Here is a 23,572-nt window from a genome sequence, read left to right as displayed (position 1 = left end):
GTCTCGTCACAGCCTGCTGCGCAGCTGCGCGCTCAGCCAGCCAAATCCCACGCGCTCCTGCTCCATTCGCAGCCTGGGCTCGTGGCGATCGAATCTGAGGTCGTCATAGACGGCAGCCTCCTCAGCTGTGAGACGCGACAAGTCGTGTCGCGCAGGCTCAGGCTCCTCGCCCCAGTGCGAGCGATGGGCAAGCAGCGTCTCACTGTCCATGAGGAACGACGCCGCATGCGGAAATTGGCCGCGCAGCTGATCGAGGATGGCGAAACCGTGCGTGTCGATGTCGCCCCAATAGTGCAGATGGCATCTGTGCAGCCATGCGGCGCGCGCCAGCGCCTCCCAACCATAGCCAGCGCCAAAGACGACGATGGCTCGCGCCACCTGCGGGAAAGCGAGGAAGTTGGTCTCGTTCTCGGTGATGAAGACTCGCTCGACGGGCAACACCAGCGACGCAAAGCTTGCAGCGTCCAGTGTTATGTCAGGCAGTCCTTCGCAACCGGGCAGGCTGGGCAAGGCCGGGTCCAGTAGACGGAACCGCATGCGTAGCGGCTTATCCAGGAAGCCGAAACGACGGGCGAATTGCGCTGTTCCGTTCGCGCGAGTGTCGATGGCCTCGGGCGGTAAGGCCGAGGCCATCAGCTCGGACAGCACGCCACGGTGGGCCTCGATAAACTTGCTGTCCACGCCCGGCGCATCGACCTGGCGCAGGTACACGCCGGGGCGTGGGTGGGCCTGCAGCCACGCTACGACGGCCAGCAGGCGTTCCCAGCGGTTGGCCAAATCCAGGGCCCGGAGTGGATGCCTGGACATCCACTCCAGCAGTGTCGGCTGCGCGGACGCGGTCTGCCGCCACAGCACGTCGAAGTGCTGGGCCTGGCGCGCCTTGCCGATAACGGCCAAGGCATCCTGAAGAGAGTCGACCCAGGCGGCCGCGGGCAGCCGTTGCGTCCCCTGAACCCGATGATTCCACTCCCGCCAGTCGATCCGTACATGCGTGGTGTTGGCGACGGCGCGTACCCAGTCGCGCACCGCCTCGAAACGGTCAGACAGGTCCGCGGCGCCGGGAGCCTTCAGGCTCAGACGCCGGGGCCAGGAGACGGCATTCGATACTGCTGCACGCAGCAGGTCCCCGCGATCCCACAGGCGCTGCACCTGGGCGCGCAGGTCCGAATCCGTGGTCCAGCTCATGCTGCCGCGCCGCCGCCGGCTGCCTTGGTTTCGGCCATCCCTACTGCCTTCTGCGCCCGGAACTCCTCGATCGACAGGCAGCGCAGCCGTGAGTCCCGGCCACCTTCGTTGTGCACGAAGCCCACGCTGGCCACGAATGGCTCGATGATGTGGATCTTCTGCAGCGGCGTGACGATCAGCAACTGCAGATTGAGTTGCTGGAACAGGCGCAGTCCGTACTGCGCGGACTCGTCCGATCCACGCCCGAAGGCCTCGTCGATGACGACGAAGCGGAACGAGCGCGAGCGCACCGCGCCCCATTCCAACCCGAACTGGTAAGCCAAACTCGCAGCCAGCACGGTGTAGGCGAGCTTCTCCTTCTGGCCGCCCGATTTGCCGCCCGAGTCCGAGTAGTGCTCGTGCTCGGCCCCATCGGCACGCCAGCGCTCGCTGGCCGAGAACAGGAACCCATTGCGCACGTCGGTGACCTTACTGGTCCAGCGCCGGTCGGCATCCGACAGTCCTTCACGGCCGCGGAAGCGGTCGATGATGGCCTTCACCTGCAGGAACTTGGTCTCCGAGTACTGTTCGTCCGACGAGCCCGTCATGGCACCTTCGGTGCACGCTCGCAGATCCTGCTGGAAGTCGCGGATCTCCGCATCCGGGCTGGGCAGCGCCACCAGCTTGATGTAGCGGCCGGGGTTGTAGTCGATGGCCTGGAGCGACTGGTTGATGAAGTCGACGCGTTCCTTGATCGTCTCCCGCTCACGGGCGAGCTGGGCGTTGAAGTTGGCGATCTCGTTGATGGTGTTGACGTTGAGCAGTTCCTTGAAGCGTGCCTCGAATCGCGGCAGGTCGTCGCTCTTCAATCCGGCGAGCATCCGCTCGTATTCCGGCAGCGCCGCGAGGCTCACGTCCATCTCGACGGTCTCTGCCTTGAAGTCTTCCTTGAAGCCGCGCATGGCATTGACGATGCGCTCGGTCAGTCGGGCCAGACGCTTGTCCTCGGCGTCGATGCGCTCCTGCAGCCATTTGCGCACGTCCTGCTCGCGGTTGTCGCAGGACTCGACCGACAGCTGATGCTCGCCCAGTGCCTCGGCTCGCCAGCCCTCCAGGCGTTCCATCTGGGCGTCCTCAAGCGGCATCGCATCGCAGACAGTACGGGCCTGATCCCGCAGTTCCTGTGCCGCCGTTCGCTTGGCTCTGGCCTCGCCACGGTTGCCCAGCGCCTCACCGCGCCTGCTTTCGGTTTCGCCCAGCCGGTCTTGCACCAACTTCAACTGGCGCCCCAGCTCTTGCAGGGTGTTCGAAGCGGCTTCGAGCTGCGCGCGTTCCTCGGCGAGTTCCGCAATCTCGCGAGTCAGGCTCATCCAGTCGATGTCCGCAAAGCGTGTGAACTCCTCCAGTCGGGCGAGCGTCTCGAGTCGACCTTCCAGTTCCTTGCGCGCTTGGCTGAACCCGCCGATGCGCTGCCCCAGCGTGGCCAGCTTCCCCTCAAGACGTTCCCGCTGGTCCCGCAAAGCGCGCAGCTTGTCGGCATTGCTCCAGCCAAGCACGTAGCGGCTGCGATCGTCGATGCGGCTGCGGTCGTCCTTCTCGTGACGCCCGGAAGGATCTTTGATCTGGCCGGCGCGCGTGATGGCGCGGGCCTCGCGACGAAACTGCTCACCCGTGTCGCAGCACGCCACATCGAAGCGATGGCGAAGCTCCTGCTCCAGCCATTCGTAGTGCGGCGAATCCGGTTTGATGACGAGCTTGCGCACAAGTGACTGTGGTTGCAGGCTGGCGGGGCCGTGAGCGGCCTTCTTCTGCCGTACATGGAAGTACACCAGTCTCGCACCCAGATGCTGCTGGTCTACCCAATCCGCAACGGCCTTGTAGTGCGCATCCGGGACCAGCAGTGCGAGCCCGAAGCCACGCAGCAGGCGCTCCGCGGCGCCTTCCCACTCGCGCTCGTCGTCACGCACCTGGATGAGCTCACCCGCGAAAGGCAGTTCGTCCTCACCGATCGACAGCACTGCACACAGCGCATCGCGGATGCGGACTTGGGCGGCGTCGATGTTGCTTTTGCGCCGCTGGAGGCTGTCGATCTCCTCCGACAAGGCGGTGTGCTCTTCACGGATCTTGCGGAACGCGAAGTCCTCCTCGCGCTCGCGGTTGATCAGGTCGGCAACGCGATCGCGCAGACCTTCGGCGCGGGTGGCGATGCTCTGCTGCTGAGTGAAGAAGGCCGCTTCATCTGCCGGCGCTGCCTCGTCGATGCGTCCGAGCAAGACCGAGTGGCGATCGGCCTTCTGCTGGCGCTGCGCCTTCTCTTGTCCCAGCCGCCGGCTTTCTGCGGCCAGATCCTCCAGGCGGTTGCCGCCGTTGTCACGCAGGTCGCGCTCCAGCTTCGCGATCTCGGTGCGTTCGGCATCGCGCTGCGCGTCCAGGCGTTCGATCTGGGTGTTGAGCCGGGTGGTTTCCTCTTCCAGCAAGGCAAGGCGGCGGTCCAGCAATTCGCCTTTGAGCCGGGCGAAGTACGGCCGCAGCGCATCGCGCCCATCGCGCCAGCCCTGGATCTCCGCAACCAGCCCGGTGTGCCGGCGGCCATCCTCGACCAGCGGCGCCAGCAGTTCGACCTGGCGCTTGGCCTTGAGCACTGCCTGGTGCGCCCGGTCCAGGTCGTCGAAGTGACGGATCAGCGCCTCGATGCGGCCGCCCACGTCGAAGGGTTCCAGCATGTGACTGCGCACGAAGTCGGTGAGGTTGCCCACCGACTTCATCGATACCGTCTGGTGGAAGAGCTCCAGCGCCTGCTCGTGCTCGATGCCGAAGCGACGGCGGAACCAGGCCCCATAAGGCGGGAAGCTGTCGAACAGATCGCAGCCTGCGCCGCGTAGCTTCTTGCGCAGGGCGGTGATGTCGCTGCCGAAGCCACTGAAGTCATCGGTGATGGTCAGTGCCCGCTCGGCCGCCACGAACAAGCGTGCAGGCGCGCCCTGAGGGTCTTTCTGCCAGAAGACCTGGGCCAGCGTCACGGCCTGGTCATAGCCCTCGTTGCGGAAGACGCCGAGGATGACCGAGTAGCTCGACGCATCACGCAGCGCTACGGGCCGGGCGCTGCCCGTGATCTCGTTGCGCTCGCTCTTATAATGGCCCAGTACATAGGAGCGTAACGACCGCTCGCGGGCATCGGCCCCGGCGGCCTTGTTGTAGGCGACGCGATGCGCCGGCACCAGCAAGGTCGTGATGGCATCGACCAGTGTCGACTTGCCTGAACCGATGTCGCCTGTGAGCAGGCCGTTGCGGCCGTCGAGCTCGTAGCGCCAGACCCGCTTGTCGAAGGTGCCCCAGTTCAGAACTTCAAGCCGCTGCAGCCGAAAGCCCACCCGGCTGTCGTCGGCCACGAAGTCCAGGGCGTACGTGGGCGCCTCAAGCATCGGCGGCCCCCTTGCTTCCCACCTTGCCGTTCGCTTCAGCAGTGGCCAGGGACAGCGCTGTGCGGTAAACCTCCAGGCGTGCATCGAAGTCCGCCAGCCACTGTGCGTCGACAAAGGCTTTCAGGATACGCCGCACCTCGTAGTGACCTCTGTCCTGTCCACCGCCGATGGCAGGCTTGAGCCGCCGCAGAAAGCCCAGATCGACCACCTTGCTGGTCGTCGAATCCACCTGATCGATCAGCCGGGTCTCGTTCGTGCCATCGGGCAGGAACACCCGCATCAGCTCGGCGATGTCGTCGCGAGAGAGCACCAGCCGCGTGTCACCGCCACTGGCGTCGAACTCGGCCATGCGCTTGCGTAGGAGTGCCAGCATCAGACTCACCGGGTAAGAAAGCGGCCGGCGTGCGACGAGCCTTGGCAGACGCAACGCTCCCTCAGATTCGTCCGGGTCCGGGCGGCTCTTCAGGAAAGCGTAGCCCTCGGCCTCGTCCAGCACCAGATCAAGGAGCAGCACCGCGGCCTGTTCCCGCACCCGGGACTGCAGGCGCAGCAGGCTGGCCCACAGCCGCTCGTCATCGTCGCGATAGAGCACGCCCTTGAGCAGATGTACCATCAGCTGCGACAGCTCGGGCACCGCCGGCAGCGTGCTCGGCGAGGTCTCGACCGGATCGTTGTCGTGCAGCGTGTCGTTCATGGTGTTCTCTCCGTGGTCACCCGGGCTTTCATCGCGTGAAGATCACGCGAGGCAGGCGAGCCTCGCGCGTTACCGCTTCGCCCGCTGCGCTGCGGGCTTCCCAGCGGATCGGATCTTCCACGGCTTCATCGACGAGTGCGCGCATGCCGTCGAGCGCGCCGCTGCCATCACCCGCATGGGCCAGCTCCAGATAAGCCACCAGCTCGGCTAGTCCCTGCTGCAGGGGCTCGGCATCCAGCAACTCGCGCAGCGTGATTTGCGGCTGGCGGCGCAGGGCGCGTTGGACGGCCAAGCGCAGGCGTGCCTTGTCCAGCACGATCTGGTCGAACAAGCGCGCGGTGTCGATGCCGTCTTCACCGGCCAGCAGCGCCAGATCGGCCAGGCGCTGTTTCACGCTCGGCGTGAACAAGGGGCGCTCCAGCGGCAGCTCGACATTCGCGCCCATCGCGTCGATGTGCATCGTCCCATCGACGGACGCAGTCGCGCGGAGGCTGAGCGCCTTGCTTTCGATGCCATGCAGCAAGTCCAGGATGCGGCGGTTTTCCAGAAATGCCCGGTCGTCCAGGAAGCGGCGCAGCTGCTGCGACAGTTGGGCTACGGTGCGCTGCGTATGCTCGCCAGCTTCCAGCCAGTCGTGGTGCACGCGGCGGGTGCGCGGTTCGGGCTTCAGCTCAACGACGGCGGGCAGCGCGAGCACCTGATCCAGCCGCGCGGAGAGCTCCTCCTGCCGTCGGCTTGACATCAGGAAGTCCCAGAAGGCGCGGAAGCTGCGGCCTTGGTCCGAGTCGCCAATGGCATCGCGCTCGCCCATGATCTCGTCGAGCAGCGCGCCTTTGGCGCCTTCCCATAGCGCGATTTTTTCGCGCACTTTGCGGTCGAGCAGGCGGAAGTTTTGTTCCACCTCGCGGAAGTCGGCCAACAGCTCGCGCGCCAGTTGCTGGAACTGCTGGAAGCGGTCCTTGACTGCCGTGTCGTCCAGCAGAGGCACATCGCCCGCCAACACGCGGGTGATCTCGGCGTCCAGCTCATCACGCTTCTTGCGCAGGTCGTCCACGCGCTTGATCGGGTCAGCCTCGGTGCCGGCGCTTATCTGCTCCAGCAGCGCGAACAGCGTCAGCAGGCGCGACTCGGTGCCGACAAACGGCCGCTCGGTCAGCGACACCAGCCACGCGATGGCCTTCTCGGTGGCCGGCGTCAGGTCGAACTGCGCTTCGTCCGTACCCGGCTTATAGAACTTGCGCAGCCAACCCTTGTCCGGCGCAGCCCAGTCGTTGAGATATTCGGGCGCCGCCTTGGGATAGGCGTTGGTACCGATCTGCTCGCGCAGCGCGAACAGTTCATCCTCCAGCGCCTCGGCGAGATTAGCCTCGCTCATCAAGCGCACGTTCGGCGCCACGAAAACCCGGTGCAGGAAGCTGGCTACCAGTGGCGCATGCGGCGAAGCCAACAGCCGCCAGGCGGGGTGGCGGTCTCGCAGGCTGGCGAGGGTGGCGTGGTCCATCGGTCAAGCTCCAGCGCCACGCCGCCCGCAGAAGATCCCGAAGCTATCGGTCAGGTGCTTGGGCGTTTCGAAGATCTCGACCTGGAAGGCGTAGGGCTCGAGCTGCTTGCGTCGCATCTTCGCGACATTCACCGCCACGTCGCGGCTCTTCTCGGTCTTTCTGCTGCTGATGTGCAGGTGCCCATCGGCGAGGGCGCGCTGGACCAGTTCAGTGAGTTCCATGATGGTGGTGGCCTTCAATTACTTTGCTTGTTGGTATCGGCGCCTTCATCCGCGCCCACGGCGCCGCAATCTGGCGAAAATCCGAGAAAAAACCGGGTATCGGCTAACTCGCGATGCCTGTGAAGCGAAAAGCGCGCTACTTCGAGGTGCTAGCAATCGAGGGGCATTGTCCCCGGCTACCGCCTGCGCGCAACTTCCATTGGGGGAGACGCCCGCAGCGGCAACCGGCTAGCCGCAAAAGACAATAGCCAGACTGGAGAGCGGCCAGCAGGCAAACAAAAAGCCCCGGAACCGTCTGGTTCCAGGGCTTCATGTTTGTGTGATGGTGGAGCGGATGGGGATCGAACCCACGACCTTCGCATTGCGAACGCGACGCTCTCCCAGCTGAGCTACCGCCCCACGTTGACCGGATTGCGCGTTGGGTCGCGCAAGGGCGCGCAGAATAGCGTGGGGTGGGGGCGTGTGCCAAGCCCCGCAAGTTTCCGCCGGGTTCTGGCTTCCGGCGGTGACCATATGGCCCCCGGATCGCGCGCTGAAGGACGGGCGCTCGTGACCGCTCGAATTCCTCGTGACGCGAGTGTCGCCGCAACAGTGAACCGTCCCGTTGTGGCTTCGCGGCCTGCGTTACCGACGTCACCACGCGGTGCTTGCTGCTGCCGCGCATGTCTCTCTGAGGTCTTTCACGAGATCTGCTTCCATTGCCTTCAGGCCCGACTGCGACCGCCTCGACGGACTGTCCACCCCTCGCGCCGCTATCTTCGCCGTCCGCTGACAACACGGTTCTCTCCTGATGCAAATCCGTTTTCTCGCGCGTTGTGCTTGCGCAGTCCTGTCGCTGTCCGTCCTGCCGGTCCAGGCCGGTGTCCTGACCGATCCGGCCAATGGCGCCACGTGTACCGATGGGCAGGATGTGGTCATCACGCGCAGCGACTTCAGCCTAGTGCTGGATGGGGTGTGTGGTGTGGTGACGGTACGCGGGTCGAATGGCTCGCTGAATGTGGATGAGGCGAAGGGATTCCGCATCATCGGCAGCGGGGTGACGGTGCTGAATCAGAAGACCGGGACGCTCACGGTCGAGGGCTCGGGCAATACGCTGAACATGACCGAGGTGGGCGAGACGGTCGTCGGCGGCAACGACAACATGTTCCTGGGTACCGAGTTCAAGCGCGTGCATTTCCGCGGCAAGGGCAACACGGTGAATACGGACAACACGCCGGAGCTGGTGGACGAGGGTAGTGGTAATCGGGTGATGTAAGCCGGTATTGCTTCGCAGCAAAGTCGCGGCCGGCGAATCATCATGTCGGCAGCGACTGACCTCGCTTGCAGACGACCGGCTGCCGTGCAGGCAGCCCGTCGTCTCACATCAGAACAGCAAACTCCACCGGTCGATCTTCCCGGTGTCCCCGGCCCCGTTGTCGTTCACGCGCAGCTTCCACTGGCCGTTGGCGGCGACGGCGGAGGCGTTGACGGTGAAGCTGCGCACGATGTTGTCGGTGCCGGCGCCGGTGCGGTTCCACAGGTTGAACAGGGTGCCGTTGGGTGCGACGAGATCGACCTTCAGGTCGCCCTGGTAGGTGTGCAGGATGGTCACGTCGACTTTCAGCGTGGCGGATGCGTTGCCGCTGATGCCGCTGACGGTGATCGGGCTGTCGACGGTGGTGTTGTCGCTGATGGCGTAGTCGGCGGTGTTCTCGAACAGCGTGCCGCCACTGCCCGTGGTGTAGCTGCCCTTGAGGGTGACGCCGCTGAAGGCGCTGTAGGCGCGCAGCTTGACGAACCACGTGCCGGCCTGCGGTGCGCTGATGGTGCAGGTCTCTGCGCTGCCACTGAGGTAGGGGCGGCAGTCGTAGGTCGTCGTGGTCGGTGCGGCGCCGTACTTGACGTACATGTCTGCGTCGCCGGTGCCGCCGGAGCTCTGGAACACCAGATTGCTGGCGCCGTTGGGCACGACCATCGTGTACTGCACCTCGGCGTTGGTCGCGGCGCTCAGGTCGCTGACGGGCACGTTGTTCTGCAGTACCAGCGGGCTGGATCCGACGGTGACCGACCGGCTGGTCGAGTTCGTCGCGCCCTGGTTGTCGGTGACGTTCAGCGTGACCGTGTAGGTGCCGGCGGCACCGTAGGTCTTGCTCGGGCTGGTGGCGGTGGACGTGGTGCTGTCGCCGAAGTTCCAGCTGCGGCTGGCGATGCTGCCGTCGCTGTCGGTGGAGGTGTCGGTGAAGGCGACGGTCAGGCCGCTGACGTTGAAGTTGAAACTGGCCGCGGGCGGCTGGTTGCCGCCGCCGCCGCTGTCGCCGCCGGGGATGGTGTTGTTGAAGTGCGTGGCGACCTGCGGCCAGATCTTGCTGATGTGGGCGCCAGTGTTGTTGCAGCCGCCGAGGTGGTGCAGGGCGATGACCTTGTTGCTGCTGCGCGCGATGACGGGCGAGCCGGAGCTGCCGCCTTCGGTATCGCACTTGTAGCCCGCGTCGGTGTTGGTGCCGCTGCCGTTGGTGACGGCCACGTCGACCTTGCAGCGCGCGCCGCCGTTCTGGTCGCTGACCGTGGCCAGTTCCTTGATGCGGCCGCCGGCATGCTGCGGGATGAAGATTTCCTCGCCCGTCGTGGGCAGGCGCACGTCCAGGCCGAGATAGCCAAAACTGGAAATGTTTGCAAAATTCTTGACGGTGAACAGGCTGTAGTCGAGCGTGGTGTCGGTGCGCAGCAGCGTGTCGCCGGCCACTTTCACCGTGGTGCCGCTGGTCGTGCCGCCGCAGGTCGTGGCCTGGTAGTTGAACCACACTTCCGAGGCGGCCACGGCGCTCGCGGTCGCGAAGCAGTGGTTGTTCGTGAACATGCGGTTGTCGGCGCCGACGCGCCACGCGGTGCAGGAGCCGCCGCCGCTCAATACCAGCCGCGCGACGGCGCGCGAGCGGTCGAACGCGGTGACGTCGCTGGTCTGGTAGCAGACCGCGCCGCGCTTGTCGTTGGTGCCGCAGATGGCCTCGGGGGTCGGTTCGCTGAGCAGCTTGTCCTGCTGCAGCGCGGGCAGCAGGTCTTCCGGATGGCCTTCCAGATAGCCGCCGACGACCACGCCGTGGTCGCGCGTCCAGCGCGTCAGCGCCGAGCCGACCAGGCGCAGGTTCACGACGCCGCCGCTGATGGACATGGCCGAGAAGCGCGACACGCCGTCGTCGCCGGCGTTCGTGTCGACGGTGAAGCCGTCGCGCGTGGCGCTGCTATAGCGATAGACCTCGCTGCCGTCGGCGTTGCTGACTTCCAGCGTCACGCCGGCCGGCAGATTGAATCGTTCGAAATGCACCTTGATGAACGCGGCGCCGGCGACCTCGATCTGGCGCGCGCTGCGCGCGCCGGTGTCGAGGCTGTCGAGACGGATGTCGACGCTGCGCGGCGTGGCGATGTTGGGTACCGCGTAACCCACAACGGGTTTCTCGGCGGCGGCGGTGAGGGCGAATACGGCGGCGACGGCCGCAAGCAGACGGGTGCTGATGGTGCTGCAGGACGATGACATTAACGGTCTCCCGGACGTTGATGATCGTCGGTGACCCGCCGGTGCGGCGCACGGCAGCCCGCGCTGTGGCCGCGAGTGGTCGGCCGCTGCGTGGTGCCTGTGCTGTGCGGCGGGCTTCCCCCGAAGCGCCGCCGCTATCCCTCCCCGGACGTTCCAGCCAGACGGCGCACGCGTACTGCGTGCCGCCGCCCCGGCGGGGCCGACCCCTTTGGCTATCGCGCGCCGCCGTTTCCGACGACAGCCGCGATCGCTCGCAACGAACGGCGTTCGCCGGCGAGCTGCCCGGACCGCATGAACGGACGGCACGGACGGCGCGGCATCCCGGCTGCGCGAGTACAGATATGGATTACTGCTGAAATGCAGGCGCGCCGCTGGCGGCCTCGAGTGCTGCCCCCCGGCAGCGCATCGGACGGTACTCCCCAGTCCCGACCGACGCGCGACAGTACGGCGGCGCCCACCGGCTGTCAACGAAGCGCGTCACGGATTCGGACCCCGCGCTGACGCTGCTAGAATGCGCGCCCGGCGAGTGCGCCAGCCGCGCCGGCCCCTCCCCACTCCCCACAGCAGTACGTCATGGATCAAGTCCTTTTCGATTTCGACCACGTGGTCATCACGCCGTGGAAGCTCATCGGCTACCTCGGCGCCTTCCTGTTCACCGCTCGCTGGTTCGTCCAGCTCTATGCGACACGCAAGGCCAAGCGCGCGCATCTGCCGATGGCGTTCTGGTACCTGTCGATCGTCGGCAGTCTGATGACCTTGTCGTACTTCATCTGGGGCAAGAACGATTCCGTCGGCATCCTGCAGAATGCTTTTCCCGCGGTCGTCGCGACCTACAACCTGTTCGTCGAGCTGCGTCACCGCAGCCGTGAAGGGGCGGCGTAGCGGGTTTGCAGGAATGGATCGGGACGAAAAAAGGCGGCCAGTGGCCGCCTTTTTTGTCGGGCTCGCGAATGCGGTCAAGGATGCCGCAGCCTGCGTGGATCCAGGAACGACGTCGCGGCGCCGCCGCATGCGCGGAGGTTCGATGTCGCGCGCACCGGTGTCGAGGTCGTCTGCGGTCAGTCCGGATCGTAGTCCAGCAGCGGCGCGAGCCAGCGTTCCGCGACTTCGATCGTCCAGCCTTTGCGCCTGGCGTAGTCCTCTACCTGTTCCTTGCTGACGCGGCCGACGACGAAGTATTGGCTTTGCGGGTGCGAGAAATACCAGCCGGAGACGGCCGCGGTCGGGTACATGGCGAAGCTGTCGGTCAGTTCGATACCGGTGTTGCGTTCGGCGTCGAGCAGCTCGAACAGTGTGCCTTTCTCGGTGTGCTCGGGGCAGGCCGGATAACCGGGCGCCGGACGGATGCCGCGGTATTTCTCGGCGATCAGGTCCTCGTTGGCGAGACCCTCGTCGGTGGCGTAACCCCAGAATTCGCGGCGCACGCGCTGGTGCATGCATTCGGCGAAGGCTTCGGCGAGGCGGTCGGCCAGGGCCTTGAGCAAGATGGACGAATAGTCGTCGTGATCGCGCTCGAAGCGTTCGAGATGGGGCTCGATGCCGATGCCCGCGGTGACCGCGAAGCCGCCGATCCAGTCGCTGACGCCGGAGGACTTCGGCGCGATGAAGTCGCTGAGGCAGAAGTCCGGCCGCTCGGCCGGCTTGTCGACCTGCTGGCGCAGGAAGCGCAGCAGCGCGGGCTTGCCCTCGCCCGCCCGCACTTCGACGTCGTCGCTGACGCTGGCCGCCGGCCACAGGCCGATGACGCCGCGTGCGGAAATCCATTTTTCCTGAATTAGCTTGTCCAGCATCGCGCGCGCATCGGCGAACAGTTCGCGCGCCTGCACGCCGACGATGGCGTCGTCGAGGATGGCGGGGTAGTGGCCGGCCAGTTCCCAGGTCGAGAAGAACGGCGTCCAGTCGATGAACGGCACGAGTTCGGCGATCGGATAGTCGTCGAATACCGTGATGCCGGGTGTGACCGGCGCCGGCGGCACGTAGTCGTTCCAGCCGCCGTTGAAGGCCTGGCCGCGCGCGTGGGCGAGGCTGACGAGCTTCTTGCCGGGGCCGCGATCCTTGTGGCGTTCGCGAATCTCGGCGTATTCGTGGCGGATGCGCGCCATGAAATCGTCGACGAGTTCCCTGGAGATCAGCGACTGCGCGACGCCGACGGCGCGCGAGGCGTCCTTGACCCACACGGTCGGCGACTTGTAGTGCGGCTCGATCTTCAGCGCGGTATGCGCGCGCGAGGTGGTCGCGCCGCCGATCAGCAGCGGAATGTGCAGGCCCTGGCGCTGCATTTCCTTGGCGACGTGGCTCATTTCCTCGAGCGACGGCGTGATCAGGCCGGACAGGCCGATCATGTCCGCCTTCTCCTCGCGCGCGGCGTCGAGGATCTTCTGCGTCGGCACCATGACACCCAGATCGATCACGTCGAAATTGTTGCAGCGGAGCACCACGCCGACGATGTTCTTGCCGATGTCGTGCACGTCGCCCTTGACCGTGGCCATGATGATCTTGCCGTTGGTCTTGCCCACATCGCCGCTGCGCAGCTTTTCCTCTTCGATGTAGGGCAGCAGGTAGGCGACCGCCTTCTTCATCACGCGCGCCGACTTGACGACCTGCGGCAGGAACATCTTGCCGGCGCCGAACAGGTCGCCGACCACGTTCATGCCGTCCATCAGCGGACCTTCGATGACGTCGAGAGGACGCGTGGAGAGCTGGCGCACTTCCTCGGTGTCGCCGTCGATGAACTGGTCGATGCCGTGGACGAGCGCGTGCTTGAGGCGTTCGCGCACGGGCTTTTCGCGCCAGGCCAGCACTTCGACGACGGCTTCGCCTTTCTTCGACCTGAAGCGTTCGGCGATTTCGAGCAGTCGTTCGGTGCTGTCGCTGCGGCGGTTCAGCACGACGTCTTCGACGCGCTCGCGCAGGTCGGGGTCGAGGTCGTCGACGATCGGCAGGCCGCCCGCATTGACGATGCCCATGTCCATGCCGGCGCGGATCGCGTGGTACAGGAACACCGCGTGGATGGCCTGGCGCACCGGCTCGTTGCCGCGGAACGAGAACGAGACGTTGGAGACACCGCCGGAGATGTGGCAGTGCGGCAGGGTCTGCCGGATGATGCGCGTGGCTTCGATGAAGTCCACGGCGTAGTTGTTGTGTTCCTCGATGCCGGTCGCGATCGCGAAGATGTTCGGGTCGAAGATGATGTCTTCGGGCGGGAACCCGACTTCGTCGACGAGGATGCGGTAGGCGCGCGTGCAGATTTCCACCTTGCGTGCGCAGGTGTCGGCCTGGCCGACTTCGTCGAAGGCCATGACGACCACCGCCGCGCCATAGCGCAGCACCTTGCGCGCCTGCTCGCGGAAGATATCCTCGCCTTCCTTCATCGAGATCGAATTGACGACGCCCTTGCCCTGCAGGCATTGCAGGCCGGCCTCGATCACGCTCCATTTGGACGAGTCGACCATGACCGGGATGCGCGCGATGTCGGGCTCCGACGCGATCAGGTTGAGGAACCGGACCATGGCGGCCTCGGAATCGATCAGGCCTTCGTCCATGTTGACGTCGATGATCTGCGCGCCGCTGGCGACCTGCTGGCGCGCGACGTCGACGGCTTCCTCGAAGCGGCCTTCCTTGATCAGCTTCTTGAACTGCGCGCTGCCCGTGACGTTGGTGCGCTCGCCGACGTTGACGAACAGCAGCTCGGGCGTCAGCACCAGCGGCTCGAGGCCGGACAGGCGGGTGTAGCGGGGCAGGGTGTTGTCGGTTTCCATGGTCATGCGGTTGCCAATGCTGGATTGCGGGGCGCGGCCGCGCCGGACTTGTCGGGATGACTTCTATTGCGGCGCCATCACGCCGCGTTCTCCACCGGATACACCACCGGAACACGGGGCTTTATTCCCGCTACCGCTTCCGCAATCGCCTGGATATGCGCCGGCGAGGTGCCGCAGCAGCCACCGACGAGATTGAGGAATCCCGCTTCGGCGAACTCGCGGATCGTCGTGGCCATTTCCTCAGGGGTTTCGTCGTAGTCGCCGAACGCGTTGGGCAGGCCCGCGTTCGGGTGCGTGCTCACGTAGCAGTCGGCGAGGCTGGACAGGGTTTCGACATGCGGCCGCAGATCCTTCGCGCCGAGCGCGCAGTTCAGCCCGATCGACAGCGGCCGCGCGTGACGCATCGCGTAGAGGAAGGCTTCGGCGGTCTGGCCCGACAGCGTGCGGCCGGAGCGGTCGGTGATGGTGCCCGAGATCATCACCGGCAGGCGCACGCCGCGTTCCTCGAACACTTCGTCGACCGCGAACAGCGCGGCCTTGGCATTGAGCGTGTCGAAGATGGTCTCGACCATGATGATGTCGGCGCCGCCGTCGATGAGGCCGCGCGTGGCTTCGCGGTAGGCCTCGCCGAGTTCGGCGAACTTGACGTTGCGGTAGCCCGGATCGTTGACGTCGGGACTGATCGACGCGGTACGGCTGGTCGGCCCGAGCACGCCGATGACGAAGCGCGGCTTGTCCGGCGTCTTCGCCTCGATCGTGTCGCAGCACTCGCGGGCGAGGCGCGCGCCTTCCTTGTTCAGCTCGTACACGATGTGTTCGAGGTGATAGTCGGCCTGGCTGATCGAGGTCGCGTTGAAGGTATTGGTCTCGAGCAGGTCCGCGCCGGCCTCGAGGTATTGCGTGTGCACCGAGCGGATGATGTCGGGCTGGGTCAGGATCAGCAGATCGTTGTTGCCCTTGAGATCGCAGACATGGTGCTTGTGGTCGTGCACATGCACATGACGGCCGTCGTAGCCCTGTGAGAAGCGCTGGCCGCGATAGCCGTCCTCATCGAGGTGATAGCCCTGGATCATGGTGCCCATGGCGCCGTCGATGATCAGGATGCGTCGCTGCAGCGCGGCTAGCAGCGCGGCGGTGCGGGTCGGGTTGTGCCAGGGCAGGTGCTTCATGGGTGTGTACCGCTAGAGGGTCGGATACGGGAATGGCGGATATCGGATATGGAAGCCGTCAGCGTCAGGTCTTGCGCGCCAACAGCGTCACCACTTCGAAATGCGGCGGCCGCCGCTCCTTGGTCGCGCGCTCGCAGGCGATGACCTCGAGCCCGGCCTTGCGCGCGTAGTCGCGCAGTTCGTCGGGCTTGAAGCCGAGGTTGCGGTGGTCGAACGGTTCCACCGTGGTCTTGTGGGCGTGCCGGCCGAGCGTCGCGGCGAGCAGCCGGCCGCCCGGGCGCAGCAGGCGCGCGGCTTCCGTGAGCACGGCGGCGGGACGTTCGGTATAGGTCAGCGCGTGCATCAGCAGGACCAGGTCGAAGCGCCGCTCGCCGAGATCGAGCGCATGCATGTCGCCGAGTTCCACGCTGACGTTGGGCAGCGATTTCAGCCGCGTGCGTGCCGCGCCAACGACGCGTTCGCTCGCATCGACACAGACGATCGAGCGCGCGCGTGGCGCGAGCAGTTCGGCCAGCACGCCGTCGCCGGATGCGATATCGAGCACGTCGCCGGTTTCCACGAGCTGGGTCATGGCGCGGGCCAGTGCCTCCCAGGTGCGGCCGGGCGAATAGTGGCGCTCCATGTCGCCGGCCACGCTGTCGGCCCAGCCTTCGGCGCCGGCGCGCTGAGCGAGTACGCCGGGCAGGCGGTCGTCGTCGTTGCGCAGCACGGCGTCGTCGACGCTTTCCTTGAGTGCGCGCAGCAGCGCTTCCTCGCGCGCCGGCAGTTCGCCATTGAAGCGGTAGTAGGCCGAGACGCCGGCGCGGCGGTCGCGCACGAGATCGGCATCCTTGAGCTTGGCCAGGTGCGTGGAGACGCGCGGCTGGGCCAGGCGCAGCACCGAGGACAGCTCGGCCACGGTCAGTTCCTCGCGTTCGAGCAAGGCGAGCAGGCGCACCCGGGTCGGATCGGAAAGCAGGCGCAGCAATGCCGACGTGGCGGCGAGATCCACTATCTATCCTTTCATCTTGATCAAAAGATGGATGCGCAGCGTAGCGATGCGGCCGCGGCGGGTCAATGCGGCCCGGTGTGGCTGCGCCGCGTGGCGGCTATGCTGCGGGGTCCCATGCCTATTTCGAGCCCGCTCAGATATCTGGTTCTCCTGGTCGCCGGCCTGATGCCGCCGACGGCAGGTGCTGTCGAGAACGCCGAACTCGGCAAGTTCTGGTCGGAGGGCGCCGACCCCGTGCCGTACCGCGCCATCCAGACTGCCGCCGCGCGCGCCGGCCAGCACCTGCCGCTGATCGTGTTCCTGCATGGCGATGGGCAGGACGGCAGCGACAACGAATCCCAGCTCGCCGGCTACGGCAACGGTTCGATGCAACTGATCGACCAGGCGCGCGCGGCCGGCACGCCACTGGTCTATGTCGCGCCGCAGACGACGGGCGGCTACTGGCCGCCGCCGCGCGTCGCGGCGGTGATCCGCGATGTGCTCCGGCGCTGGCCGGTCGACCCGGGGCGCATCGTGCTGACCGGCATTTCCGACGGCGGCACCGGCGTCTGGGACACGCTCAAGCGCTATCCGCGCTGCTTTGCCGCGGCGGTGCCGATGTCGGGCATGACCGAGCCTTCGGGGCTGCGCCACATCCGTAAAGTTCCACAATGGATTTTTCACGGCGAGAAGGACGACGACACCGACGTGGAGTGGGGTTACGGCGGCGCCCAGGTCGGCTCGCGCCTGGTCGTTCGTGCACTGCGCGCGTTCGGCGGCAAGCCGGTCTATACGGAGTATCCGGGCGAGCGGCACGTCATCTGGTCGCGCGCCTATGCCGCAAAGGAATTGCTGCCGTGGATGCTGAGCCAGCATCAGGCGCGGGCCGGCTGCCGCTTCGAGTGAAAGGGCGGCCGGACGGGCGAGCAGGCAGACTGATTTGGCCGTATGGCCCATTCACACGCCTGAACCGGTAAAATGCCCGACCCTTCACCCCGCGCCTGTCCCGGCCCGCAACGGCCCGGACATGCCGCAACGCGGTCCCGCAGGAGTTCCCATGGATTTCCGATTCACCGAAGACCAGTTGTCGATCCAGGCCGTCGCGCGCGATTTCGCGCAGAAGCGCATCGCTCCCGTGGCGGCGGAGTTCGATCACAAGGGCGAATTCCCGCTCGACAACATCCGCGAAATGGGCCAGCTCGGCCTCATGGGCATCGAAGTGCCGGCCGAATACGGCGGCGCGGGCATGGACTCGATCTCCTACGTACTGGCCATGATCGAGATCGCCGCGGCCGACTGCGCGCACTCGACCATCATGTCGGTGAACAACACGCTCTATTGCAACGGCCTGCTGAAGTTCGGCACGCACGAGCAGAAGCTCGCCTACGTTGCGCCCATCGCCTCGGGCCAGGCCATCGGCGCGTTCGCGCTGACCGAGCCGCAGTCGGGCTCCGACGCGACCGCCATGCGCTGCCGCGCGACCAAGCAGGCCGACGGCGGCTTCCTGATCAACGGCAAGAAGAGCTGGATCACCTCCGGCCCTGTTGCAAAGTATATTTTGCTGTTCGCGATGTCCGACCCCGAGAAGGGCGCGCGCGGCATCACCGCCTTCATCGTCGACACCGACCGCGCCGGCTTCGGCCGCGGCAAGACCGAACCCAAGCTCGGCATCCGCGCCTCGGCTACCTGCGAAATCGAGTTCGCCGACTACAAGGCCGAAGCCTCCGAGGTCATCGGCCAGGAAGGCGAGGGCTTCAAGATCGCCATGGGCGTGCTCGACGCCGGCCGCATCGGCATCGCCTCCCAGGCCGTCGGCCTGTCCCGTGCGGCGTACGAGGCGACGATCACCTACTCGCAGGAACGCAAGGCCTTCGGCCAGTCCATCGGCAGCTTCCAGATGACCCAGGCCAAGATCGCGGACATGAAGTGCAAGCTCGATGCTTCGCACCTGCTGACCCTGCGCGCGGCCTGGGCCAAGCAGCAGGCGCAGGAGCACGGCGGCCGCTTCTCGACCGAGGCCGCGGTGGCCAAGCTCACCGCGTCGGAAGCCGCAATGTGGATCACCCACCAGGCGGTACAGATCCATGGCGGCATGGGTTATTCCAAGGAAATGCCGCTGGAACGCTATTTCCGCGACGCCAAGATCACCGAGATCTACGAGGGCACGAGCGAAATCCAGCGCATGGTGATTGCGCGCAATGAGACAGGGTTGCGCTGAGAAGTCAGGAAACAGGGAAGGGGAGCGAGAAACGAGTAGTGTTGCCGCGCAAGACCTGCTCGCTCATTCCTCACTCCTTTTCCCTTCTGTTCTGGCTCCGCACATGGAGTAGCAGGAAACAGGGAAAGAGGAGCGAGAAACGAGTAGTGTTGCCGCGCAGGACCTGCTCGCTCATTACTCACTCCTTTCCCCTATTTTTCCGACTCCCCACATGCCTCCCGTCACTTCGGTTTCGCCGCGCGAAGGCGCTTTCCTGCTGGCCGTGGTCGGCCTCGTGCTGCTCTGGTCGGGCTGGGCGCCGCACGACAGGCTGACCTGGTTCATGGAGATCGCCTGGGTGCTGGCCGCGATCCCGCTGCTGCTGGCGACGCGCCCGCGGTTTCCGCTGACGCGTTTGCTGTACTGGCTGATCGCGATCCATTGCGTGATCCTGATCTATGGCGGCAAGTACACCTATGCGCTGACGCCGCTCGGCGATCTGTGGCGCGAGTGGTTCGGCCTCGTGCGCAACAACTACGACCGGCTCGGGCACTTCGCCCAGGGCTTCATCCCGGCCATCCTCGCGCGCGAGCTACTGCTGCGCCGCACGCCGCTCGTGCGGGGCGGCTGGCTGTTCTACCTGGTCTGCGCGGTAGCCTTGAGTTTCAGCGCGTTCTTCGAGTTCATCGAATGGTGGGCGGCGCTGATCATGGGCGGCTCGGCGGATGCTTACCTCGCCACGCAAGGGGATATCTGGGATACGCAGTGGGACATGTTCTGCGCGCTCTGCGGCGCGATCCTGGCGCAGCTGCTGCTGTCGCGTGTGCATGACCGGCAGCTCGGCCTGCGCTGAACAATTGCCTGTGGATTTGAACGAAAAACGGCCGCCAAAGAGCGGCCGTTTTTCGTGAGATCCGGTGCCTGGCCTGGGGCCGCGGCGCCGGATGTGCTTTGACTTACCCCTACGGCTCGAAGCCGTCGGCGTAGATGATGTCGCTGGGACCGCTCTGGCAGCTCTGCACCTTGATGTCGTCCACGTACCAGCCGTGCGGAGTCAGGCCCTGCGAGCCGTCGGTCGAGACGCGGAAGCGAAAGCGCACGGTCTGTCCGGCATAGCTGTCGAGGTCGACGATCGACTTCTTGTAGGCGCGCGTGCCGCACCAGACCTGCAACCCGTTGGCCGGACCGTCGTTGGCCGCGCCGGTATACGGATCGGTCAGCAGTTGGGCGCCGGGGACCTGTGTCCAGCTCGTGCCGCCGTTCGTGGAGACTTCGAGCAGGCCGCCGTCCCAGCAGCCGCCGGCGGAGCGCGGCTCGAGATTCAGGTCGCTCTGGAAGCTCAGCGTCAGCGGGCTTTCGCCGCTCGGCAATACGATGGCCGGCGATACGAGGCGCTGGTCGGAGGTCGTCGCGACGTCGGTCGCGAGCCATGCCTTGGTCGGCGAGGACGGACGCGCCGTGCTGACGGCCCAGGTCTGGCTGCCGGTTCCGGCGCTCGTGGTCCAGCCGCTGACATCGCCTTCAACGGTGTCGTTGAACACGAGGTTCGCAGTCTGGTCTTCGTCGCAGCCGCCGGGGACATTGGCCGTCTTGAAGGTGAACACCGCCGAGTTGGCGCCTGCGCCGCAGGTGTTGTTCGCACGTGCGCGCCAGTGGTACGTGGTCAGCGACTGCAGGCCGCTCGCGTTCCAGTTGGTCTGGGTCAGGTTGGACTGGCTCGCGACGATGTTCGCGAACGCGGCATCGGTGGCGACTTCGACGGTATAGGACGATGCGCCGGCGATCGCGGCCCAGCTCAGGTTGACCGGATTCAGCGCGTTGACGCCGGTGGCACCATCGACCGGTGCGGTCAGCGCCGGACCGGTAGGCGTGCCGACGGCGATCGACAGCTGCGCCGCCGCACTATGGCCGGAGCTGCCCGTGGCGGCGCCGTCGATCGTCAGCGTGCTCGTGCTGCTGGCGGCCGCGCCGGTGGTGTCGACGGTGACGGTCGCCGGACTGCCCGGCGTCACCGGATTCGGCGAGAAGCTGACCGCGGTGCCGGCCGGATTGCCGCTCGCACTGAGCGTGACGGCATTGGTGAAGCCGAGATCGCTGACGGTGTCGAGGTTGAACACCGCAGGCGCCGGCGCGCAGACCGCGAGCGGCGAGTTGGTGACGTTCATGCGGAAGTCCGGTGCATCGCCCGAGCACACCGGGCGCGTACCGCAAGCGATGCCATGGGCATTCATCGCGTCCCAGATGCGGCAGGCATTCGGCGTGCCGTTGGCGAGGTTGCCGTCATCGTCGTCAGCAGGCAGGAATACCGTGTACCAGTTCGTCGCGGCGCAGCCATCGACCGACGCATTGACATTGCAGGTGCCGCCGGAGGCGACGCGATAGGCGCTCTTGGACGGAGTCAGGCTCGCGTACCAGATGCGGTCCATCTTGCCCCAACCGCTGGCGCCGAAGCGCGCGATCAGCGCCTGGGTCAGATCCCAGTTCGCGCCGCTGGCGATATAGCTTTCGCAGTGGCCTTCGTAGCCCATCGGGCCGCGATAGACCTGGCCGGTCGGCGTGGTGTACGGACAGGCGTAGCGATCGCAATTGATGCCGGCGTCGTTGGCGAGGTTGGCCGGGCTGGCGCGTTTGGCGGCGGGCGCGGACACGCCGAAGTCACCGACATCGCGCACGCCGGTGCAGCCGACGCAGTTGGCACAGTTCTGCGTCGGGATGAAATTCTGGCCGATGCAGGAATCACGCGTTTCCAGGAAGGCGAACGTATCGCCGACCGCCTCGCCGGACCCGTTCTCGCTGGCCGAGCCGCCCGAGTTGGTGTCCATGCCATGGCCCCACTCATGCAGGAACACGGCGGCGATCTCGCCGGTATTGGAGCAGATCGTGGCCGGATTGCTCGCGCTCGGGCCGGACTTGTAGAAGTTCAGCGTGCTGCCGTTCCACGACGCGTTGCAGGTGTTGTTGACGTTCATGTTCGCCGTCACCTTGCCCTGCAGCCAGGTGTTCGACGGGAAGAACGTGCGCGCCTTTTCGTTGATGCGGCTCAGGTGATAGAAGCCCGAGCGCGACGCATGCGTGTTGCCCGCGCCGCCGACGCCCGGCGTGACGCAGTCGGTGCCGCTGCTGCTGCCGAACGCGAGGTTGCCGTCGGTGGCGTTGGACAGCGAGATCGAACCGCAGGTATCGGACATGCGGAAGTACTTGCCGTCGAGCGTCGCCGTCGCGGTGCCGCCGGAATAGTCGTAGATGCCGAGCGTGTCAGTGACCTTGGCAGTGCTGTTGGTCACCGCGACGAACGGCAGCGGGACGACGACTTCGGTGTCACTGTTAGTGGTGGGATAGATGCCGCCGGTGACGGTCGCATTGACATTGACGGTGAGGTCGCGCGCGTCGAGCACATGGCCGTCGCGGGCATCGACCAGCACTTGCCAGGTCGCGCCGTCGTCCTTGATGCGGAACACGTAGCGCCAGGCCAGCACGTGCTGGTAGCCGTAGCCGCGCGCGCCCGAATAGCGCTCGCCGAGGTTGTCGCCCGCGGGAAGGCTCGGGTAGATGCGCAGCTCGCCCTGCTGCACGAACTCGTCGACCTTGGCGTCGCGGCCGAAGCCGAGCTGGGTCCAGGCGCCCTTGAACGCCTCGTCGCGGCCGATCCCGGGCTGTGCGCTGATCGCGACATCGGCGACGCGCTCGGCGCCGAACTGGACGATGTTGCCCTGGGCGACGCGGACGTAGACGAACGCCCCATCGACGCGCACGCCCTGATGGTACTGGCCGAACTCGATGAACCACACCGGGCGGTCGCCACCGGCCTGCACGCTGCGCTCAGCGTCGAGCCGCAGTTCGAGGCTGTCGGCCTGCAGCAGCTGCGGCACGGTGTCGATGAACTCGCGCGCCTTGGCGGCGACCGTGCCGAGATTCATGTCCGCTTCGTGGGCGAAGCCGAATTGCTGCGGCGACAGCGCGTTGCCGCGCCCCGGAATCAGCGCGATGCCACTGCCCTGGACGACGTTGGCGCGATCACCGCGTTCGTCCCAGCGCAGTTCCCAGCTGCCGCCGTAGCGCTGCTGGAACGGCGCCATACGTCCGCTCAACAGCACGTCGCGCTGCGCGTCGAGCGCGAGCGAGGGCAGCGCATCCAGTGTGGGTTCGGAAAACAGGCGGGCCGGCTGCTTGCTGCCTTGTACTTTGAGGCCGCCTTCGGCGACAGGCTGTATGGCCTGGGCAGACGGCATGCCGAGCAATAGCGTCAGCAGCCCTGCAAGGGCCGCGGTTCGGACTGGGTGGTACATCGGATCGGTTTCCTCGGCGAGCGGAATGGGCGTCGAACGACGTCGCCTGCCGCGCTGGGCGTGCACGCGCGCTTCCTTGTCCGGCAGTTGCCTGCCGCGAGCGGGTGGACACGGAGCCGGTAGCTGACGGTCGCGCACAGGCGCCCCGCGCCCGCATTGCGGCGTGGAACGCTGAGACGAGATTCCCCAATCCCCTGTCGTGCGCCGAGCGCCCGACCCCGCCGGCACCTCGTCTCCTGACCGCTATGAGGCGCCGCGTCGTCAAGTATGCCTGTCATTGGGCATGAGTGGATCGGACCGCGGGCGGAGCGACGGCCGGGACGCACAGAGATGTGGTCGACACGGCGGCAGTGTCGCGGTACGGAAAATAAGATACTTAAATATCTGTATACCAAGGATGACGCGCTTGCCGGGTTCAGCTAGGTACGAAAAGGTGTGCCGGCTATCAGCGGCCTTCCCTTAACCGTCGAAGTCTTGTGCAAGCTCTCGACCCTGCCTAGGTTCGGGCGAATCACTGCTTAGGGGGCCGTGCATGCAAAGCGTTGGAAGACGCGTCGCGACGACCGTCGCAGTGCTGTTGTGCGCGATGGCTGCAGTACACGAACAGAAATTCTCGATTCCCTGCGAGCACGGGGGCGATCGCCTGGACGCCGGCGCGGGCCCAGGTCGGTATGCACG

General features: G+C 66.1%; 15 protein-coding genes and 1 tRNA gene. 5 read left to right on the top strand and 11 right to left on the bottom strand.

Going from position 1 to position 23,572, the window contains the following annotated elements:
• Positions 1-6: 6 nt before the first annotated feature.
• The 6 genes from RUU78_RS02955 to RUU78_RS02930 form a co-directional block, all read right to left on the bottom strand.
• A complete protein-coding gene (locus RUU78_RS02955) occupies positions 7-1,185 on the bottom strand; it encodes a Wadjet anti-phage system protein JetD domain-containing protein (RefSeq protein WP_313913500.1) in 1,179 nt (392 codons plus the stop codon).
• Positions 1,182-4,586: an ATP-binding protein gene (locus RUU78_RS02950; protein WP_313913498.1), complete on the bottom strand. Its 3,405-nt coding sequence runs from the start codon at positions 4,584-4,586 to the stop codon at positions 1,182-1,184. Before RUU78_RS02950 ends, RUU78_RS02955 begins: the two co-directional genes overlap by 4 nt.
• Positions 4,579-5,280, bottom strand: coding sequence for a DUF4194 domain-containing protein (locus tag RUU78_RS02945; protein WP_313913496.1), 702 nt, complete (start codon positions 5,278-5,280; stop codon positions 4,579-4,581). Before RUU78_RS02945 ends, RUU78_RS02950 begins: the two co-directional genes overlap by 8 nt.
• A gap of 28 nt (positions 5,281-5,308) precedes the next feature.
• On the bottom strand, positions 5,309-6,781 hold the full coding sequence (locus RUU78_RS02940) for a DUF3375 domain-containing protein (protein WP_313913494.1): 1,473 nt from the start codon (positions 6,779-6,781) through the stop codon (positions 5,309-5,311).
• 3 nt (positions 6,782-6,784) lie between these two features.
• A complete protein-coding gene (locus RUU78_RS02935; RefSeq protein WP_313913492.1) occupies positions 6,785-7,021 on the bottom strand; it encodes a hypothetical protein in 237 nt (78 codons plus the stop codon).
• 305 nt (positions 7,022-7,326) lie between these two features.
• Positions 7,327-7,402: transfer RNA gene (locus RUU78_RS02930), tRNA-Ala, on the bottom strand.
• A 391-nt stretch (positions 7,403-7,793) separates the two neighbouring features.
• On the opposite strand from RUU78_RS02930, the gene RUU78_RS02925 reads away from it, so the two are divergent.
• Positions 7,794-8,258 (top strand): hypothetical protein, encoded by a 465-nt coding sequence (locus tag RUU78_RS02925; RefSeq protein WP_313913490.1) that lies wholly within the window; start codon positions 7,794-7,796, stop codon positions 8,256-8,258.
• Positions 8,259-8,366: 108 nt separating this feature from the next.
• Here RUU78_RS02925 and RUU78_RS02920 read toward each other — a convergent pair whose 3' ends face one another.
• On the bottom strand, positions 8,367-10,514 hold the full coding sequence (locus RUU78_RS02920; protein WP_313913489.1) for a proprotein convertase P-domain-containing protein: 2,148 nt from the start codon (positions 10,512-10,514) through the stop codon (positions 8,367-8,369).
• 573 nt (positions 10,515-11,087) lie between these two features.
• Between RUU78_RS02920 and RUU78_RS02915 the strand changes: the two genes are divergently transcribed.
• A complete protein-coding gene (locus RUU78_RS02915; RefSeq protein ID WP_313913487.1) occupies positions 11,088-11,396 on the top strand; it encodes a lipid-A-disaccharide synthase N-terminal domain-containing protein in 309 nt (102 codons plus the stop codon).
• 176 nt (positions 11,397-11,572) lie between these two features.
• Here RUU78_RS02915 and metH read toward each other — a convergent pair whose 3' ends face one another.
• From metH to RUU78_RS02900, 3 genes are all read right to left on the bottom strand, one after another.
• The gene (gene metH / locus RUU78_RS02910) at positions 11,573-14,272 is read right to left on the bottom strand and encodes a methionine synthase (RefSeq protein ID WP_313913604.1); all 2,700 of its coding nucleotides are present in this window, start codon (positions 14,270-14,272) and stop codon (positions 11,573-11,575) included.
• A 77-nt stretch (positions 14,273-14,349) separates the two neighbouring features.
• Positions 14,350-15,441, bottom strand: coding sequence for a homocysteine S-methyltransferase family protein (locus RUU78_RS02905; RefSeq protein ID WP_313913486.1), 1,092 nt, complete (start codon positions 15,439-15,441; stop codon positions 14,350-14,352).
• A gap of 64 nt (positions 15,442-15,505) precedes the next feature.
• Positions 15,506-16,432, bottom strand: a complete 927-nt coding sequence (locus RUU78_RS02900; RefSeq protein WP_313913484.1) for a metalloregulator ArsR/SmtB family transcription factor — start codon at positions 16,430-16,432, stop codon at positions 15,506-15,508.
• 114 nt (positions 16,433-16,546) lie between these two features.
• Here RUU78_RS02900 and RUU78_RS02895 point away from each other — a divergent pair, with 114 nt between their 5' ends.
• The 3 genes from RUU78_RS02895 to RUU78_RS02885 all read left to right on the top strand — a co-directional run bounded on the left by RUU78_RS02895 (position 16,547) and on the right by RUU78_RS02885 (position 19,461).
• Positions 16,547-17,317 (top strand): hypothetical protein, encoded by a 771-nt coding sequence (locus RUU78_RS02895; protein ID WP_313913482.1) that lies wholly within the window; start codon positions 16,547-16,549, stop codon positions 17,315-17,317.
• Between the two features lie 151 nt (positions 17,318-17,468).
• Positions 17,469-18,629 (top strand): acyl-CoA dehydrogenase family protein, encoded by a 1,161-nt coding sequence (locus tag RUU78_RS02890; protein WP_313913480.1) that lies wholly within the window; start codon positions 17,469-17,471, stop codon positions 18,627-18,629.
• A 211-nt stretch (positions 18,630-18,840) separates the two neighbouring features.
• Positions 18,841-19,461, top strand: coding sequence for a DUF2238 domain-containing protein (locus tag RUU78_RS02885; protein WP_313913478.1), 621 nt, complete (start codon positions 18,841-18,843; stop codon positions 19,459-19,461).
• Positions 19,462-19,570: 109 nt separating this feature from the next.
• Here RUU78_RS02885 and RUU78_RS02880 read toward each other — a convergent pair whose 3' ends face one another.
• Positions 19,571-22,894 carry a hypothetical protein gene (locus RUU78_RS02880; protein WP_313913476.1) on the bottom strand — a complete coding sequence of 1,108 codons (3,324 nt, stop codon included), beginning with the start codon at positions 22,892-22,894 and terminating at the stop codon, positions 19,571-19,573.
• Between the last annotated feature and the right edge of the window lie 678 nt (positions 22,895-23,572).

The organism is Tahibacter sp., from assembly GCF_032229445.1.
Taxonomy (GTDB): Bacteria; Pseudomonadota; Gammaproteobacteria; order Xanthomonadales; family Rhodanobacteraceae; genus Tahibacter.
The sequence above is the reverse complement of the archived record's forward strand: the minus strand, read 5'-3'. Positions and strand labels throughout refer to the sequence as shown.